The sequence below is a fragment of the Apibacter adventoris genome (assembly GCF_002964975.1).
GTDB lineage: Bacteria > Bacteroidota > Bacteroidia > Flavobacteriales > Weeksellaceae > Apibacter > Apibacter adventoris.
Genome location: NZ_PSZM01000040.1, coordinates 285141 through 302702, shown reverse-complemented (window position 1 = coordinate 302702; position 17562 = coordinate 285141). Strand labels below are relative to the sequence as shown.

General features: G+C 28.4%; 14 protein-coding genes. 12 read left to right on the top strand and 2 right to left on the bottom strand.

The window, feature by feature from the left end; translation table 11 throughout:
- Window positions 1-17 precede the first annotated feature (17 nt).
- The 12 genes from C4S77_RS08160 (at window position 18) to C4S77_RS08105 (ending at window position 13644) form a co-directional block, all read left to right on the top strand.
- Window positions 18-1277 (top strand): HD domain-containing protein, encoded by a 1260-nt coding sequence (locus C4S77_RS08160; protein WP_105247126.1) that lies wholly within the window; start codon window positions 18-20, stop codon window positions 1275-1277.
- A gap of 29 nt (window positions 1278-1306) precedes the next feature.
- Complete coding sequence (gene lpxD / locus C4S77_RS08155) at window positions 1307-2341, top strand: UDP-3-O-(3-hydroxymyristoyl)glucosamine N-acyltransferase (RefSeq protein ID WP_105247125.1); 1035 nt, start codon at window positions 1307-1309, stop codon at window positions 2339-2341.
- On the top strand, window positions 2341-3735 hold the full coding sequence (locus tag C4S77_RS08150) for a bifunctional UDP-3-O-[3-hydroxymyristoyl] N-acetylglucosamine deacetylase/3-hydroxyacyl-ACP dehydratase (RefSeq protein WP_105247124.1): 1395 nt from the start codon (window positions 2341-2343) through the stop codon (window positions 3733-3735). The genes lpxD and C4S77_RS08150 overlap by 1 nt, the downstream gene beginning before the upstream one ends.
- A 3-nt stretch (window positions 3736-3738) precedes the next feature.
- On the top strand, window positions 3739-4527 hold the full coding sequence (gene lpxA, locus C4S77_RS08145) for an acyl-ACP--UDP-N-acetylglucosamine O-acyltransferase (protein ID WP_105193225.1): 789 nt from the start codon (window positions 3739-3741) through the stop codon (window positions 4525-4527).
- Between the two features lie 20 nt (window positions 4528-4547).
- Window positions 4548-5111, top strand: a complete 564-nt coding sequence (efp, locus tag C4S77_RS08140) for an elongation factor P (RefSeq protein WP_105193227.1) — start codon at window positions 4548-4550, stop codon at window positions 5109-5111.
- 31 nt (window positions 5112-5142) lie between these two features.
- The gene (locus C4S77_RS08135) at window positions 5143-6054 is read left to right on the top strand and encodes a UDP-3-O-(3-hydroxymyristoyl)glucosamine N-acyltransferase (protein WP_105247123.1); all 912 of its coding nucleotides are present in this window, start codon (window positions 5143-5145) and stop codon (window positions 6052-6054) included.
- 51 nt (window positions 6055-6105) lie between these two features.
- A complete protein-coding gene (gene sucD, locus C4S77_RS08130; protein WP_105247122.1) occupies window positions 6106-6978 on the top strand; it encodes a succinate--CoA ligase subunit alpha in 873 nt (290 codons plus the stop codon).
- A 20-nt stretch (window positions 6979-6998) separates the two neighbouring features.
- Window positions 6999-7580, top strand: coding sequence for a porin family protein (locus tag C4S77_RS08125; protein ID WP_105193233.1), 582 nt, complete (start codon window positions 6999-7001; stop codon window positions 7578-7580).
- A 496-nt stretch (window positions 7581-8076) separates the two neighbouring features.
- On the top strand, window positions 8077-8298 hold the full coding sequence (locus C4S77_RS08120) for a DUF2795 domain-containing protein (RefSeq protein ID WP_105193301.1): 222 nt from the start codon (window positions 8077-8079) through the stop codon (window positions 8296-8298).
- Window positions 8299-8415: 117 nt separating this feature from the next.
- The gene (gene secA / locus C4S77_RS08115) at window positions 8416-11739 is read left to right on the top strand and encodes a preprotein translocase subunit SecA (RefSeq protein ID WP_105247121.1); all 3324 of its coding nucleotides are present in this window, start codon (window positions 8416-8418) and stop codon (window positions 11737-11739) included.
- Window positions 11740-11823: 84 nt separating this feature from the next.
- Window positions 11824-12693: a peptide chain release factor N(5)-glutamine methyltransferase gene (gene prmC / locus C4S77_RS08110; protein WP_105247120.1), complete on the top strand. Its 870-nt coding sequence runs from the start codon at window positions 11824-11826 to the stop codon at window positions 12691-12693.
- Between the two features lie 12 nt (window positions 12694-12705).
- A complete protein-coding gene (locus tag C4S77_RS08105; protein WP_105247119.1) occupies window positions 12706-13644 on the top strand; it encodes a lipid A deacylase LpxR family protein in 939 nt (312 codons plus the stop codon).
- Window positions 13645-13673: 29 nt separating this feature from the next.
- Here C4S77_RS08105 and C4S77_RS08100 read toward each other — a convergent pair whose 3' ends face one another.
- Window positions 13674-14585, bottom strand: coding sequence for a hypothetical protein (locus C4S77_RS08100; protein ID WP_105247118.1), 912 nt, complete (start codon window positions 14583-14585; stop codon window positions 13674-13676).
- Window positions 14586-14930: 345 nt separating this feature from the next.
- On the bottom strand, window positions 14931-17549 hold the full coding sequence (locus C4S77_RS08095; protein WP_105247117.1) for a valine--tRNA ligase: 2619 nt from the start codon (window positions 17547-17549) through the stop codon (window positions 14931-14933).
- Window positions 17550-17562: the final 13 nt, after the last annotated feature.

The following is a 17562-nucleotide window of genomic DNA, read 5'->3' as shown; positions in this document are numbered from 1 at the left end:
TACAAAAAATATGCCTTTTGAAAGAGTATAAAAAAGAAACTAGAATAAATAAAAAGAAAATATTTAATGATCCCGTACTTGGATTTATTAGTATTTCGGATGAATTAATTTTTGATTTAATAGAACATCCTTATTTTCAAAGGTTAAGAAGAATTTCTCAAACAGGGTTAAGTTATTATGTATATCCGGGAGCTACTCACACACGTTTTTTACATGCTTTAGGCTGCATGCAGCTTATGCATATAACCTTAAGATCATTAAAAGAAAAAGGGGTATATATTTCAAAAGATGAAGAAAGAGCTTCAAAAATAGCTATATTATTACATGATATTGGACACGGACCATTTTCGCATGCATTGGAATCTACCATTATAAATGGTATACATCATGAAAAAATATCACTAACTTTGATGAAATTACTCAATGAAGAATTTAATGGTAAACTATCTTTAGCAATAGATATTTTTTTAGATAAGTATCCTCGAAATTTTTTTCATCAGCTTATTTCTAGTCAAATAGATCTAGATCGATTAGATTATTTAAGAAGAGATAGTTTTTTTACAGGTGTTTCTGAAGGAAATGTAAATTCTGAAAGAATTATTACAATGATGAATGTTATTGATGATGAATTGGTTATTGATGCAAAAGGTATATATTCCATTGAAAAATATTTAACCTCAAGAATATTTATGTACTGGCAGGTATATTTTCATAAAACTTCGGTAACGGCTGAATTTTATTTAATTGAAGCTTTAAAGCGGGCAAAAAAATTATTTTATAAGGGACAAGAACTGCCTACAACACCAACGCTTCAATATTTTTTAACAAAAACAGATTTTAGTGATTTAAAAAATGAAGATTTATATCAATTTTCTCATTTAGATGATTCAGATATAATTTCCGCGTTACAACTTTGGCAGTATCATGACGATAAAATATTACGAATATTAAGTAAAAGCATTATTCAAAGAAAATTGCCTGTTTCACTTATAATGCCCAAACCATTAACAAATAACGTAATTGAGAAACTATTAATTGAAACGGAAAAAATTTACAATATTAAAAAAGGTAACTATTTCATTCATCAAAATAAATTAAATATATTACCTTACAATAGTACGAAAGACCCCATAAAATTATTATTGAAAAGTGGTAAAGTTATTGATTTAGAAAAAATGAATAATCAAGTATTTATTAAAGGTTTAAGTAAAGATATAATAAAATATCATATATGTGTGCCTAGGGAAATAGGTGGATTCATACAAAGATTTTTGTAATTTTAATAAAATGTTTACATTTGCAAATTATGAAATTTAGTGCCCAGCAGATAGCTGATTTAGTTAACGGAAAAGTAATAGGAAATCCTGAAGAAATGGTTTCCTATATTTCAAAAATAGAAGACGGTATTCCTGGAACTTTAACCTTTTTAGGTGGAGAAAAATATCAAGAATTTTTGAAAGGTAATAAAGCTTCCATAATATTAATATCTGAAAAATTAATTCCTCAAGATATTTCAGAATTACCAACTATTATATCCGTAGAAGATGCATATTCAGCTTTTAATCAATTATTAAGATTTTATAATGAAATGAAAGAAAAAAAGACAGGTGTTGAAGAACCTGTTTTCATATCTAATAATGTGACATTAGGTAAAGATCTTTTTATAGGAGCATTTGCATATATAGCCTCAAATGTTAAAATTGGAAATAATACTAAAATATATCCTCAAGCTTATTTAGGAGATAATGTAGTTATTGGTGAAAATTGCTTAATAGGTCCAGGCGTAAAAATTTATAATGATTGTATTATTGGAAATAATTGTGTAATACATGGAGGAACTGTAATAGGAGCTGATGGTTTTGGTTTTAGTCAGTCAAAAGAAGGATATGAAAAAGTTCCACAATTAGGAAATGTAATTATTGAAGATGATGTAGAAATAGGAGCTAATTGTACAATAGATAGAGCAACAATAGGATCTACTTTAATAAAAAAAGGAGTTAAATTAGATAATTTAATTCAAATTGCTCATAATGTAGAAGTTGGTCAACACACTGTAATAGCTTCTCAGGCAGGTGTAGCCGGTTCTTCAAAAATAGGTCAATGGAGTATGATAGGAGGACAAGTAGGTATTTCCGGACATTTAAAAGTAGGAGATAATGTTATACTACAAGCCCAGAGCGGAATTACAAATGATGTTGATAATAATGAAAGATTATTTGGTTCACCGGCAATAAAATATATTAAATATCAGAAAAGTTTCGTTTATTTTAAACAGTTACCTGAAATTATAAAACGAATAGAAAAATTAGAAAAAGATAGTAAAACTCAAAGTGAATCATAATGTCAGATAAACAAAAGACAATAAAACAGCCCTTTACTTTAAAAGGGAAAGGGTTACATACAGGAATAGAAGTCATTATGACCATAAAGCCTGCTCCTATTAATACAGGCTTTGTTTTTGTGCGAGTAGATTTAGAAGGTCAGCCTACAATTGAAGCTGATGCAACCTATGTAACTTCTACAGAAAGAGGGACAGTTTTAGAAAAAAAAGGAGTTAAAATTCATACATGCGAACATATACTAGCTGCTCTCACTGGAATGGACTTAGATAATGTATATATTGATCTAAATAGCTCTGAACCACCAATTATGGATGGATCATCAAAATTTTTTGTTGAAGCAATTGAAAATGTTGGAGTAGAAGAACAAGAAGCAGAAAGAGAATATTTTGCCATTAAAGAAATTGTATCTTATACTGATCCGGAAACAGGATCAGAAATAACAGCAATTCCTTCAGATCATTTTGAAGTCACGACTATGGTAGATTTTGGAACCAAAGTATTAGGAACTCAAAATGCTACAATGAAGGACATAAAAGATTTTAAAAATGATTTTGCAAAAGCACGAACATTTAGTTTCCTTCATGAACTGGAAATGCTGTTAGATGCCGGATTAATCAAAGGAGGAGATATAAATAATGCCATAGTATATGTTGATAAAGAACTTTCATCAAAAACTTTAGAAAAATTAAAATTAGTTTTTGAACAACCGGAAGTAACAGTTAGACCCAATGGAATATTGGATAATGTAAATTTATACTATCCCAATGAGGCTGCTCGTCATAAACTATTAGATGTTGTAGGAGATTTAACGCTGGTTGGTGTAAAATTGAAAGCAAAAATTATAGCAACCAAACCAGGACATCATTGCAATACACAATTTGCAAAAAAATTAAATAAACTATATAAGTTATTTAGAAGAAAAAACATACCTGAAATTGATTTTCACAAAGAACCAGTTTATAATATAAAAGATATAATGAGAATGCTCCCTCATCGACCTCCATTCTTATTAATAGATAAAATTATGGAAGTAGATAGCAAACACATAATAGGAGTGAAAAACGTAACGATAAATGAACCGTTCTTTGTCGGGCATTTTCCTAGTGAACCAGTAATGCCTGGAGTATTACAAATAGAAGCCATGGCACAAACCGGAGGAATTTTTGTTCTTGAAAATGTAGAAGATCCTCAAAATTACTCAACTTACTTGATTAAATTAGATAATGTGAAACATAAAAGAAAAGTAGTACCAGGAGATACATTAATACTTAAAATAGATTTATTAGAGCCAATAAGGAGAGGAATTGTACATATGCAAGGATATGGATATTGTAATGGACAAATGGTAGTAGAAGCAGAAATGATGGCACAAGTAGTAAAAACAAAAGACTAAAACATGATTCAGCCTTTAGCATTTGTACATTCTGATGCAAAAATTGCAAAAAATGTAGTAATAGAACCTTTTTCTTCCATATATAAAGATGTTGAAATAGGAGAAGGAACTTGGATAGGACCCAATGTAACTATTATGGAAGGAGCCAGAATAGGTAAAAATTGTAAAATATTTCCAGGAGCAGTAATTTCTGCAGAACCTCAAGATCTTAAATACAAAGGAGAAAGAACATTAACCTATATTGGTAACAATACTGTAATAAGAGAATGTGTAACCATTAGTAGAGGAACTTCCGATAAGATGAAAACAGTTATTGGGAATAATTGTTTACTCATGGCTTATTCTCATATAGCACATGATTGTGTAGTAGGAGATAACTGTATATTTTCAAATAATACAACTTTAGCAGGACATATTAATGTAGGAGATTTTGTTGTAATGGCAGGAATGACGGCAGTGCATCAGTTCTGTTCCATAGGAAGTCATGCTTTTGTAACTGGAGGCTCCTTAGTAAGGAAAGATATTCCTCCTTATGTGAAGGTAGCCAGAGATCCTTTATCCTATGTAGGAATTAACTCAGTTGGTTTAAGAAGGAGAGGATTTAATTCTCAAAAAATTGCAGAAATACAAAACATATATCGTGTTATATTTCAAAAGAAAATGAACATTACTCAAGCTCTATCTGTGGTCGAAGCAGAATTTGAAGCAACTCCGGAAAGAGATGAAATTATACAATTTATACAGTCAAGTATGAGAGGAGTAATGAGAGGCTTTAACTCAATGGGATTATAAAAAACAAAAAATAGATATTTATGGCAGGAATGGGAGACATTAAAAAAGGACTTTGTATCAATTTTAATGATGACATTTATAAAGTAATAGAGTTTTTGCATGTTAAACCAGGTAAAGGACCTGCTTTTGTAAGAACAAAGCTAAAATCATTAACTTCAGGTAAAGTAGTAGATAATACGTTTTCTGCAGGGAGCAAAATAGAAGAAGTAAAAGTTATAACTAGAAAATATCAATATTTGTATGATGATGATCACGGATTTCATTTTATGAATAATGATGATTTCTCTCAAATTTATATAGATAAAAATTTGATTGAAAATTCCCAATTTATGAAGTCAGGAGAAGAAGTTATGATTATTTTAAAAGAAGATGACGATACTCCTTTATCTGCTGAACTACCTCCAAGTGTAATAATGGAAGTTATAGAAGCAGAACCTGGGGTAAAAGGAAATACAGCTACAAATGCATTAAAAAATGCAACTATAGAAACCGGAGCAAGAGTATTAGTTCCTTTATTTATAGAAGCTGGGGAAAAAATAAAAATTAATACAGAAGATGGTTCTTATATAGAAAGAATAAAATAAAAATATATAAATTTTTCTATTTATAAATTAAATGAAGTTCCCTAAAATACAATCACTAAAGAGCATTGCTTCAATAATCAATTCAAAATATATAGGAGAAGCAGATTTACCTATATATGGTACCAATGAAATTCATAGAGTGCAAAAAGGTGAAATTGTTTTTGTAGATCATCCTAAATATTATGATAAAGCATTACAAAGTAATGCAACTGTAATTCTTATTAATAAAGAAGTTGAATGTCCCGAAGGAAAAGCTTTGCTTATTTCCGAAGATCCTTTTAGAGATTTTAATAAAATTAACTCATATTTCAAAAAATTTGAGATATATAATCAAATGATTTCAAATGATTTAGAAATAGGGAGAGACACAATTATACAACCTAATGTATTTATAGGTAAAGAAGTAAAGATTGGGAAAAATTGTATTATTTTTCCAAATGTGATAATTCATGATTATACTGAAATTGGTGATAATGTTATTATACAATCAGGAACAGTGATTGGTGGGGATGCTTTTTATTACAAAAACAGAGGTAATTATTATGATAGGCTAAAATCTTTTGGCAATGTAAAAATAGAAAATAATGTTGAAATCGGATCAAACTGTTGTATTGATAGAGGTGTAACATCTTCAACTATCATTGGGGAAGGATCTAAACTGGATAATCTAATTCAGATAGGACATGATACAATTATAGGAAAAAAATGTTTAATAGCTTCTCAGGTTGGAATAGCAGGGTGTTGTATTATTGAAGATGAAGTGACTATATGGGGACAAGCTGGTTTTGCCTCATCCCTAACCATAGGCAGTAAAGCAGTTATTCTTGCACAATCAGGAGTTTCTAAGAGTTTAGAAGGAGGGAAAACCTATTTTGGTTATCCAGCAGATGAAGCAAAAAAGATGTTAAAAGAACTGGCTAAATTGAAAAGGTTAACTAAATGATATAAGAATTAAAAAAAATAGATATATTTGTTTTATACAAAATGAGAAACTATGTCGGTTTTAGTTAACAAAAATTCAAAAATAATTGTTCAAGGTTTTACTGGTAAAGAAGGAACTTTTCATGCTGAACAAATGATAAAATTTGGAACGCAGATAGTAGGAGGGGTTACCCCAGGTAAAGGAGGATCTATTCATTTGAAAAGACCTGTATTTAATACTGTAAAAGAAGCTGTAGCAAAGGTGAAAGCAGATACCTCTGTTATATTTGTTCCTCCGGCATTTGCTGCTGATTCTATAATGGAAGCTGCCGAAGCTGGAATCAAAGTAGTGGTTTGTATTACAGAAGGTATTCCAATTCAAGATATGGTTAAAGTTAAAAATTATATCAAAAATTATAATTGTATTTTAATTGGACCCAATTGTCCGGGAATTATTTCAGCAGATGAAGCCAAAGTAGGTATCATGCCTGGATTTATATTTAAAAAAGGAAAAGTAGGTATCGTTTCTAAATCAGGAACATTAACCTACGAAGCAGCAGATCAAGTCGTAAAAGCAGGATATGGAATTTCTACAGCAATAGGCATAGGAGGAGACCCTATTATCGGTACAACTACACAACAAGCTATGGAATTATTATTAAATGATTCTCAAACAGATTGTATTGTGATGATTGGAGAAATAGGTGGACAACTAGAAACTGATGCTGCTCATTGGTATAAATCACTAGGTGCTACAAAACCTGTTATAGGGTTTATTGCAGGTCAAACAGCTCCTAAAGGAAGAACTATGGGACATGCAGGAGCTATAGTTGGAGGAGAAAATGATACCGCTCAAGCTAAAATGAAAATTATGTCCGAGTGTGGAATTCATGTAGTAAATTCGCCTGCAGAGATCGGAAATACCGTAGCATCTGTTTTAGGATAAATGTAAAAACATAATATATTATGAAAAATTTATTTCGTAAAGAAGTTCTTTTGACTCTATTATTTCCTGTTATCACTTACTCACAAGTTAGATTAGGTATAAAAGGATCTGTGCACAGAAGTAATATATCTGAAATACATAAAGAATCTGAGGGAAGAATTTCAGGATCTTTTGGAGCATTTTGTCAGATTCCTTTAGATAATAATAATCAGTTTTTTTTTCAACCGGAAGTTATTTATTCCTTAGAAGGGGAAAAGGATAAACATACAAGCCATGTTATAAAATATTTTCAAAATTATTTAAATATACCTTTAATGTTAAGGGCTTATTTTTCTGAAGCAGACAGTGAATTTTTTGGTGAAATAGGACCACAAATAGGATTTTTGGTATCACAAAAAAATAAAGATTTAGATATATTATATTATAATGATAAGCCTAAAAATATTAATTTATCTATAGGTTTTGGTATAGGTTATAGCATTTTAAGAAATTTTGAATTTTCTATACGTTATAATTATGGTTTAATTGATATATATAAAGATTATCCTAAACAGGAAAGAACGTCTGTTTTAGGGGCTTCTTTGGCATATATTTTTAATTAATAGTTTTGAATAATAAATAATTATTTATTATTCTGATTATGTTCTTTGATGCTTTTATTATTTATTCACAACCAAAGTTGTGGAAATATAATTGCTTAAGCTAATGCTTTCTGTTTATGAAAAATAACTGTTTCTAAATTATACTTCAATAGTAAAAGACTTTATTAATTTCATTCATTCAAAATGAATTTCTTTAATTAAGTTTTTAGTTGCATTTAAACAAATGTTACATTATTTTTTATTTATTTTCTAATGATTAAAAAATGTATATTCTTAAATTAAGGAATAAGGAAAGTATATAAAATTTCATGTCAATATGTCTAAGCAATTTTTAAGGTATTTAAATATTAATTTTTAATAGTAATAAATAAAACTATTCAGATTAAACTTAAATAATCAAAATAAAAAGTTAAATATTTTGGCTTGAAGTTTGATGTGTCGAAAATGGAAAAATAAAATATTAAAGTTATTTGTAATAATAAAAAATTTAATTGTAATGTATTGGACTTTAGAATTAGCATCATATTTAAGTGATGCACCATGGCCTGCTACCAAAGATGAATTAATTGATTACGCAATTAGAACCGGTGCACCTTTAGAGGTAGTAGAAAACTTACAAGCAATTGAAGATGAGGGAGAAATTTATGATAATATAGAAGAAATTTGGGCTGATTATCCTACAGATGATGATTTTCTGTGGAATGAGGATGAGTATTAATTAGGCGAAAATAAATTAAGTCTATAATTGCTTAAATTAGTGCCTATTATTTCTTTATACTACCATGTAGATAAAGTATTTTTCTTACATTTGTATGCTAAAAAAATTAATTAGATAATGAATATATTAAATTCTGTCCTAAAATTATTTATTGGAGATAAACATAAAAAAGATCTTGAACAACTTAATAAATACTTAGATAAAATCAAAAAGGAGGAGTCTGGTATTTCCTCATTATCAACAGATGAATTAAGAAATAAAACCATTGAATTCAAAGAAAAAATAGCCCAAGCTAACTCAGAATTAAAAGCACAAATTTCAGATTTAAAAAGTAAAACTCAACAAACTGATGATGTTGATGAGAAAGAAAATTTATATGCTCAAATAGATAAACTTGAAAAAGAAGTTTATGATATAGAAGAAAAGGTTTTATTGGAATTACTTCCGCAAGCTTTTGCTGTAATTAAGGAAACTGCAAAAAGATTTGCAGAAAATGAGAAATTAGTGGTAAAGGCTACAGATTTTGATCGGAAATTATCAGAAACTACAAACTATGTAAATATTGAAGGAGATAATGCTGTATGGAATAATAGTTGGGATGCCGCAGGTAAAGAAGTAAAATGGGATATGGTGCATTATGATGTTCAGTATATAGGAGGAACTGTATTGCATGAAGGAAAAATTGCAGAAATGGCTACAGGAGAAGGGAAAACTTTAGTTGGAACTTTGCCAATTTATTTAAATGCTCTTCCAGGAAGAGGAGTTCATGTCGTTACAGTAAATGATTATTTAGCTAAACGTGACTCTGCATGGATGGGACCTATTTTTGAATTTCATGGTTTAAGTATTGATTGTATAGATAAACATCAGCCTAATTCAGAATCTCGTAGACAAGCCTATTGGGCAGATATTACTTATGGAACTAATAATGAGTTTGGTTTTGATTATTTACGTGATAATATGGCAAATTCACCTGCCGATTTAGTACAAAGAGAATTAAACTATGCGATTGTGGATGAAGTGGATTCTGTTTTAATAGACGATGCTCGTACCCCTTTAATTATTTCAGGTCCTATACCTCAAGGTGATAAACAAGAATATCAAGAATTAAAACCAATTGTAGAAAATATATTTAGTGCTCAAAAGAATGAAATCTCTAAATTATTTCAAGAGGCCAAACAACTATTAGCTTCAGGAGATAAAAAAGAAGGTGGGCACAAACTTTATCAAGTATACAGAGGGTTGCCTAAATATAAACCCTTAATAAAATTTTTATCTGAAGAAGGAAATAAAACTACTTTATTAAAGGCTGAAGCTTATTTTATCTCAGATAATAATCGCATGATGCCAGAAGCAGATAAAGATTTATACTTCTCGATTGATGAAAAAAACAATCAGGTAGAATTAACCGATAAAGGAATTGAATTTTTATCTAAAGGTAATGAAGATCCTAATTTTTTTGTTTTAGAAGATTTAGGAACTGTGTTTGCAGATATTGAAAATAAAAATCTATCTAAAGAAGAAGAACATAAAGAAAAAGAAGATTTTTTGCGTTATTTTGCTATAAAATCAGAAAGAATACATTCCTTAAGCCAGTTACTTAAAGCTTATACTTTATTTGAAAAAGATATTGAATATGTAGTAATAGATGGTCAAGTAAAAATTGTTGATGAACAAACAGGACGTATTATGGAAGGCCGTCGATATTCCGATGGTTTACATCAAGCATTAGAAGCTAAAGAAAATGTAAAAATAGAGGCAGCTACTCAAACTTTTGCTACAGTTACCCTGCAAAATTATTTTAGAATGTATAACAAATTAGCAGGAATGACTGGTACGGCAGAGACTGAAGCTGGTGAATTTTGGGAAATTTATAAACTGGATGTCGTTGTAATTCCTACTAATAAACCAATCATAAGAAAAGACCAACAAGACTTGGTTTTTAAAACAAACAGAGAAAAATTCAATGCTGTTTTAAATGAAGTGATACGTTTATCTCAAGAAGATAAAAGACCTGTATTAGTAGGGACTACTTCTGTTGAAATTTCAGAATTGTTAAGTAAGGCATTAAAAATGAGAAAAATTCCTCATAATGTATTAAATGCGAAATTACATAAGAAAGAAGCTGAAATTGTTGCAAAAGCAGGAAATTCTGGAGTAGTTACTATTGCTACCAATATGGCAGGTAGGGGTACAGATATTAAACTTACTGACGAAGTAAAACAAGCTGGAGGATTAGCTATTATAGGTACAGAAAGACATGATTCCAGACGAGTAGATAGACAGTTGAGAGGGCGTTCCGGACGTCAAGGAGATCCTGGATCCTCTCAGTTTTATGTTTCTTTGGAGGATAATTTAATGCGTTTATTTGGTTCTGATAGAATAGCTAAAATGATGGATAGGTTAGGACATAAAGAAGGAGATGTCATACAGCATTCTATGATTACTAATTCTATAGAAAGAGCTCAAAAAAAAGTTGAAGAAAATAATTTTGGAATACGTAAAAGATTATTGGAATATGATGATGTGATGAATAAGCAAAGAGAAGTGATTTATAAAAGACGTAGAAATGCACTTTTTGGAGATAAACTAAGTATCGATATTGCCAATATGATTTTTGATACAGCAGCTCTTATTACTAAAGATAACAAATATTCTAAAAATTTTAAAAATTTTGAATTTGAGTTGGCAACTATCTTTGCGATGGATACACCTGTAAATGAAGATGAGTTTAATAAACTTACTGAAAAGGAACTTACGGACAAAATTTTTGAACAAGCTGACTCAAATTACAAAGAAAAATTAAATAATACAGCTAAACAAATATTCCCTGTTATTTCCAATGTATTTTTAGCACAAGGAAATCAATATAAAAATATATCTGTTCCATTTACAGACGGAACAAAAGTGTTGAATGTTACTACTGATTTAGAAGAAGCATATAACTCTGAAGGAAAAGCACTTTTACAAGATTTTGAAAAAGGGATTACTTTGGCATTAATTGATGAAAACTGGAAAGAACATCTGAGAGAAATGGATGAATTAAGAAAATCAGTTCAATCTGCAGTTTATGAGCAAAAAGACCCTTTGGTAATTTATAAACAAGAATCTTTTTCTTTATTTAGTGAAATGCTAGATAAGACAAATAAAGAAATTATTTCTTTTTTATTTAAAGGAGGACTTCCTTCAGAACCTGAAGAAACTTCAATACGACAAGCTAAAGAAGTTAAACAGAAAACGATAGAAAGTAGAGATTTTGAAGAAAATAAAAAGAATATTCCTCAAGCAAAAGAAGTTTCAGAACCTTTACGGGTTAATAAAATAGGACGTAATGAAATGGTTAATATAAGAAATTTAAGAACCGGAGAAGTTAAAGAATTAAAATTTAAACAAGCGCAAAATCTAATTGAAGAAGGTTGGGTTTTAGTAGAGGAAGAATAAAAATTATAGTATAATATAACTATACTTAACCGGAATAAATAAAAATTTATTCCGGTTTTTTATTAATTTAGAGAAATTTTTAAAATGAAATCTTTATCAGAAATCAGACAGCAATATATTAAACAATTATCTGAACAATATTCTCTTCAAGAAATAGATATCATATTTTATGCTCTGGCTGAAAATTATCTTCATATAAATAAATCTATTTTAAAATTATCTTTAAATGAATTAAAAGATGAAAATGATTTAAAATATATTCTTTTTCTAAATGCATTATTTCAATTAAAAGAAGGTATACCTTATCAATATGTATTAGGAAGTACAATATTTTTTGGTTGTGAAATCCTTGTTAATAAAAATGTTCTTATTCCCAGACCGGAAACGGAAGAGTTGGTCGAGTGGATTTTAAAAGATATTAATAATAAAAATCAAAAATTACAAATTATAGACTTATGTTCGGGTAGTGGATGTATCAGCATAGCTTTAGCAAAAAATTTACCTAAATCTCAAATAGATGGTATTGATGTGAGTGAAAAAGCTTTAGAACTATCTCAAAAAAATTCTGTACTTAATAAAGTCTCCGTAAATTATATTCAAACAAATTTATTGGATTCTGAAAAAATAAATACAAATAAAAAATATGATATTATTGTATCTAATCCGCCTTACATAAAAAAATCCGAAAAAAGAGATATGGATGAAAGAGTTTATAAATTTGAACCTAATGAAGCACTATTTGTGACGGATGAAAATCCTTTGATTTTTTATAAGGAAATTATTAAATTTTCTATGATGAATTTAAATGAAAAAGGTAAAATATATATAGAAATTAATCAGAATTTAAGTGAAGAAACTCAGGAATTATTTTTGAAATATTTTACTTTTGTTGAGTTAAAGAAAGATCTATCTGGTAATTATAGAATGATAAAAGCTGAAGCTGCAATAAAATAAAATTTAATTATTTTGAAAAAATCTTATATATCTATATTAATATTTCTTATATATATAAATATATTTTCTCAAAATAATAAAGATTTTTATACAAAAGAATTTGGTATTATTTCTGAAAATGATGCATACATGTTATTAGGGGATGATGGATATTATACCAACGGTCTAGAATTTTATGTAAATTGGAAATCGAAAAAAAATAAAGATTCATTAAAAATAGCTACTTTTTCTTTAGGACAAAATATTTATAATGCACAGAATGGAAACTATTCTAAACTAATAAATATAGATCGACCAGTAACAGCCTATTTATATATATCTTATAAACAAACTCAGTTTACAAAAAATAAAGAAATGATAAAATGGGGAGTTTCTATAGCTTCTATTGGACCTATATCTTTTGGGAAAGAAACACAGGTATTTATACATCATTTATTTGATATGTATGACCCAAAAAAACAATGGGATTTTCAATTAAAAAACTCCATAGGAATAAATGGTGAATTAACATGGATTAAAGAAATTCCTATTAAAGATAATTTTGAAATTCAGGCTATTGCAGGAGCAAGAGCAGGTTTATTTTTTGATAATATTAAATTGGGTAGTTTAATTAGATGGGGAAAGTTTAATAATAATTTATCTACTTCATATTGGAATACGAGATTAAATGCAAAATATAAAAATTCCCATAAGGAATTTTTCTTTTATTATCAACCGTCACTTTTAGTATATGCTTATAATGCAACTATCGAAGGAGGTGCTTTTAGAAAAGATAAAGGTCCTGTTACAGGTAAATTAAATCCATTATTGTACCATCAAATTGTAGGGATAATGAAAACATGGAATCGTTATGCTTTAAATCTTGCAATTAATTATCAAACAAAAGAAACTTCTTTACAAGAAAAAACTCAATGGTATGGAACTATAGAGTTAAAGTATTTGTTTAAATAAACATATTTAGTTTATTGTAAATAAATTAATTATAATTTATTTTTATCTATAATATATAAAGTAGGTTGTACCTTAAATAAAGAATAATTCATTTCTTCACCGGTAATATAAATTTTATCTTTTGATATTGCTATACCTTCTGTCTGACTAATCATAGGAGTTAAACCAATAAAAGTTTTTTGAGCCTCTCCATTAAAAAATTTTCCATCAGAAAAATTTATAAATTTCCATGTATATGCAAATCCATCCTTAGTATATCCTATAAGATATAATTCTTTATTATATATATCGGCACCTGTTATAACACATTCGGTATTGAAAGTTTCTATCTTTTTTGCAGTAAGAGTTTTTTTAGTAGTATTAAGATTAAGTTCATAGTGTGTTGTCTGGTAATCACCCCATCGTTTAGTAAAAATATGAAGTTTTTTATCATAGTATACAAAAGCCTCACAATCAAAATTAGTTACTAGATATTCCTTATTGTTAAAATTTATTTGATCTTCAAAATTAAAGTAATAAGTATGTAATATATTGACTTCAATATTTTTTGATAAAGTCTCTTGAGGTATAATTATTGAATAAATAGTAAGGTCCTTTCTATTTCCTAAATTATTCCCAAAATCACCTATAAATAGAGTATCTCCTTTTCGGGCAGTTTCTTCCCAATCTACATTTGTAGCATCCTTAATTTTAATGGTTTGTAATATTTCTCCATTTTGAGAACTTAATTTGTAGATTTCAGGTTGATTACCGCTATCATTTAATGTATAAAGAAAATCATTATAAAATTCCACACCTGAGGTTTCATGTATTTTTTTTGATAATGTAAACTGTATAGGTATTTCAGATAAATTCAAAGTATCTGTTTTATTTTGAGCAGGTAAAAAGTTTGTAAAAAATAAGAAAAATAAAGCATATATTTTCATTACTAAAGTTTTCATAAAAAGTTTTTTTTAATACTCTAAAAAAAATTGAAATGAAATAATAAATTTAAAAAAATAGGATAACTTCACTATATTCAATTTTAAATAAGTTGGTTATCCTAAATGATTTATAATTTTAAAGAACACTTAAATTCATAAGACGCAATTAACTTTAACAAAGCTACTACAATTTCGTATAAAATAAATAACTTATTATATAATTTTAAAATACAATTATAATTATTATCTATTTAGTTTATAGAGTGTCGATGTAATTATTATAAATTTCATTTTTTATCCTTTGATAAATATATTATTTTCGGTTACAACAATTCCTTTTATCTGACTTATTAGAGATATTTTTTATAAGTTTTTTAAATTTTCTTCAAGTATTGCTAATTTTTCTAAAGTATCAGATTGTTTTTTCTTTTCAATTTCTACTACTTTTTCTGGAGCTCCATTTATAAATTTATCATTAGACAATTTGGCATTTACACTTTTTAAGAAACCTTGTAGATAATTAATTTCTTCTTGTATTTTATTTTTTTCAGCTTCTATATCTATAGCTTGTGAAAAAGGAATAGCAAATTCTGTTTTACCTACAAGAAATGTGTAAACTGGTTGTTGAGATTCTAAATTATGTTGTACTTCAGATATATTAGCTAATTTTTTAATAATTTCAACATTATTTAAAGCATCTTTAGATTTTATGATGAGTTCTAAAGGCTCTTTAGGGGAAATACCTTTTTCAGACCTAAAATTACGTACTCCGGTTATTATTTCTTTAGTTTTTTCAAATTCAGAAATAATATTTTCCTCAAATATACTGGCAGAGGGATAAGTTGCAATAATCAAACTATTATAAGTTCCCCTTTCTTTTATATTTTGCCAGATTTCTTCAGATATAAATGGCATATAAGGATGTAATAATTTTAATAAATCTTCTAAAATAAAAAGTGTGTCATTATATGTTACAGAATCTATTTTTTCTCCAAAAGGAGGTTTTACACTTTCTAAATACCATGAACAATAATCATCCCATATTAATTTATAAATGTTCATTAAAGAATCTGATATTCTGAATTTCTTAAAATCAGTATTTACCCAAGTAATTGTTTGTGCTATTTTATTTTTTATCCATTTTATGGCTTCTTTATTTTCTGCAGGAATTTTTTTAGTTGTGTCTACATTCCAAGACTTTATTAACCGAAATGAATTCCATATTTTATTAGCAAAGTTTCGACCTTGTAAACATAAATCTTCATCAAACATAAGGTCATTCCCGGCCGAAGAACTTAATAAAACCCCTACACGTACACCATCTGCACCATATTTATTTATTAATTCCAAAGGATCTGGAGAATTTCCTAATTGCTTAGACATTTTTCTTCTTTGTTTATCTCTTACAATACCAGTGAAATAAACATTAGAAAAAGGTTTTTCATTTCTAAAGGCATATCCAGCCATAACCATTCTTGCTATCCAAAAGAAAATAATGTCTGGTCCTGTTACTAAATCTTGTGTAGGATAGTAATATTTTATTTCTTCATTATCGGGTTCATTAATTCCATTGAATACAGAAATAGGCCATAACCATGAGGAAAACCAGGTATCTAAAACATCTTCTTCTTGTTTTAAATCTTCTAAAGTTAAAGTAGAATTTTTTTTCTGAGCTAGTATTAATGCTTCTTCACGGGTTTCGGCTACTACAAATTCATCTTTTCCTTCTCCATAATAATATGCTGGAATACGATGTCCCCACCAAAGCTGTCGAGATATATTCCAGTCGTGCACATCTTCTAACCAGTTTTTATAAGTGTTTTTATATCTTTCAGGATATAGCTTAAGTTCATTATTCATTACCACTTCTAATGCTGGGGTTGCAAAATCTTTCATTTTCATAAACCACTGAACTGAAATCTTAGGTTCAATTACAGCACCGGTTCTTTCAGAAGTTCCTACTTTATTTATATGATCTTCTTCTTTTTCTAAAAGATTAAGATGTTTTAATTCTTCTACTATTTCTTTTCTTACAATAAAACGATTCTTTCCTTCATATTGTTTCCCGTTTTTATTTAATGTAGCATCATCATTAAATATATCTATACTCTCCAGATTATGCTTTTTACCTAATTTATAGTCATTTACATCATGTGCGGGAGTTATTTTCAGGCATCCTGTTCCGAACTCCATGTCTACATACTCATCCTCAATAACGGAAACTTCTCTTTCTACCAAAGGAACTATAACTTTTTTTCCTTTCAAAAAAGTATACCTTTCATCTTGCGGATTTATACATACGGCTGTATCTCCAAAAATAGTTTCAGGTCGGGTTGTAGCTACTACTATGTATGAATAATCACCCACTATTTGGTATTTTAAATAATATAATTTTCCATTTTGTTCTTTGTGAATAACTTCTTCATCTGAAATATTTGTTTTAGCTTCAGGATCCCAGTTAATCATTTTATAACCTTTATATATATATCCTCTATTATAAAGGTCTACAAAGCATTTAATTACCGAATTGTATAAATCATCATCTAAAGTAAATTTAGTTCTGTCCCAATCGCAGGAACAACCTAATTTTTTCAATTGTTCTAATATAATTCCCCCATGTTTACGGGTCCATTCCCAGGCATGTTCTAAAAATTTTTCTCGACCTATGTCTAATTTGCTTATTCCTTCTTCTTTTAACTTATTTACAACTTTGGCTTCAGTAGCAATAGAAGCATGATCTGTTCCCGGAATCCAACAAGCATTATACCCCAACATTCTAGCACGTCTTATTAATACATCCTGAATAGTGTTATTAAGCATATGTCCCATATGTAATATACCGGTAACATTAGGAGGAGGAATTACAATAGTATAAGATTTTTTTTCATTAGGTTCGGAATGAAAAAATCTATTTTCCAACCAAAAGTTATACCATTTAGATTCTACATCAACAGGGGAATATTTTGCTGCAATTTCTGACATATACTTATATTTT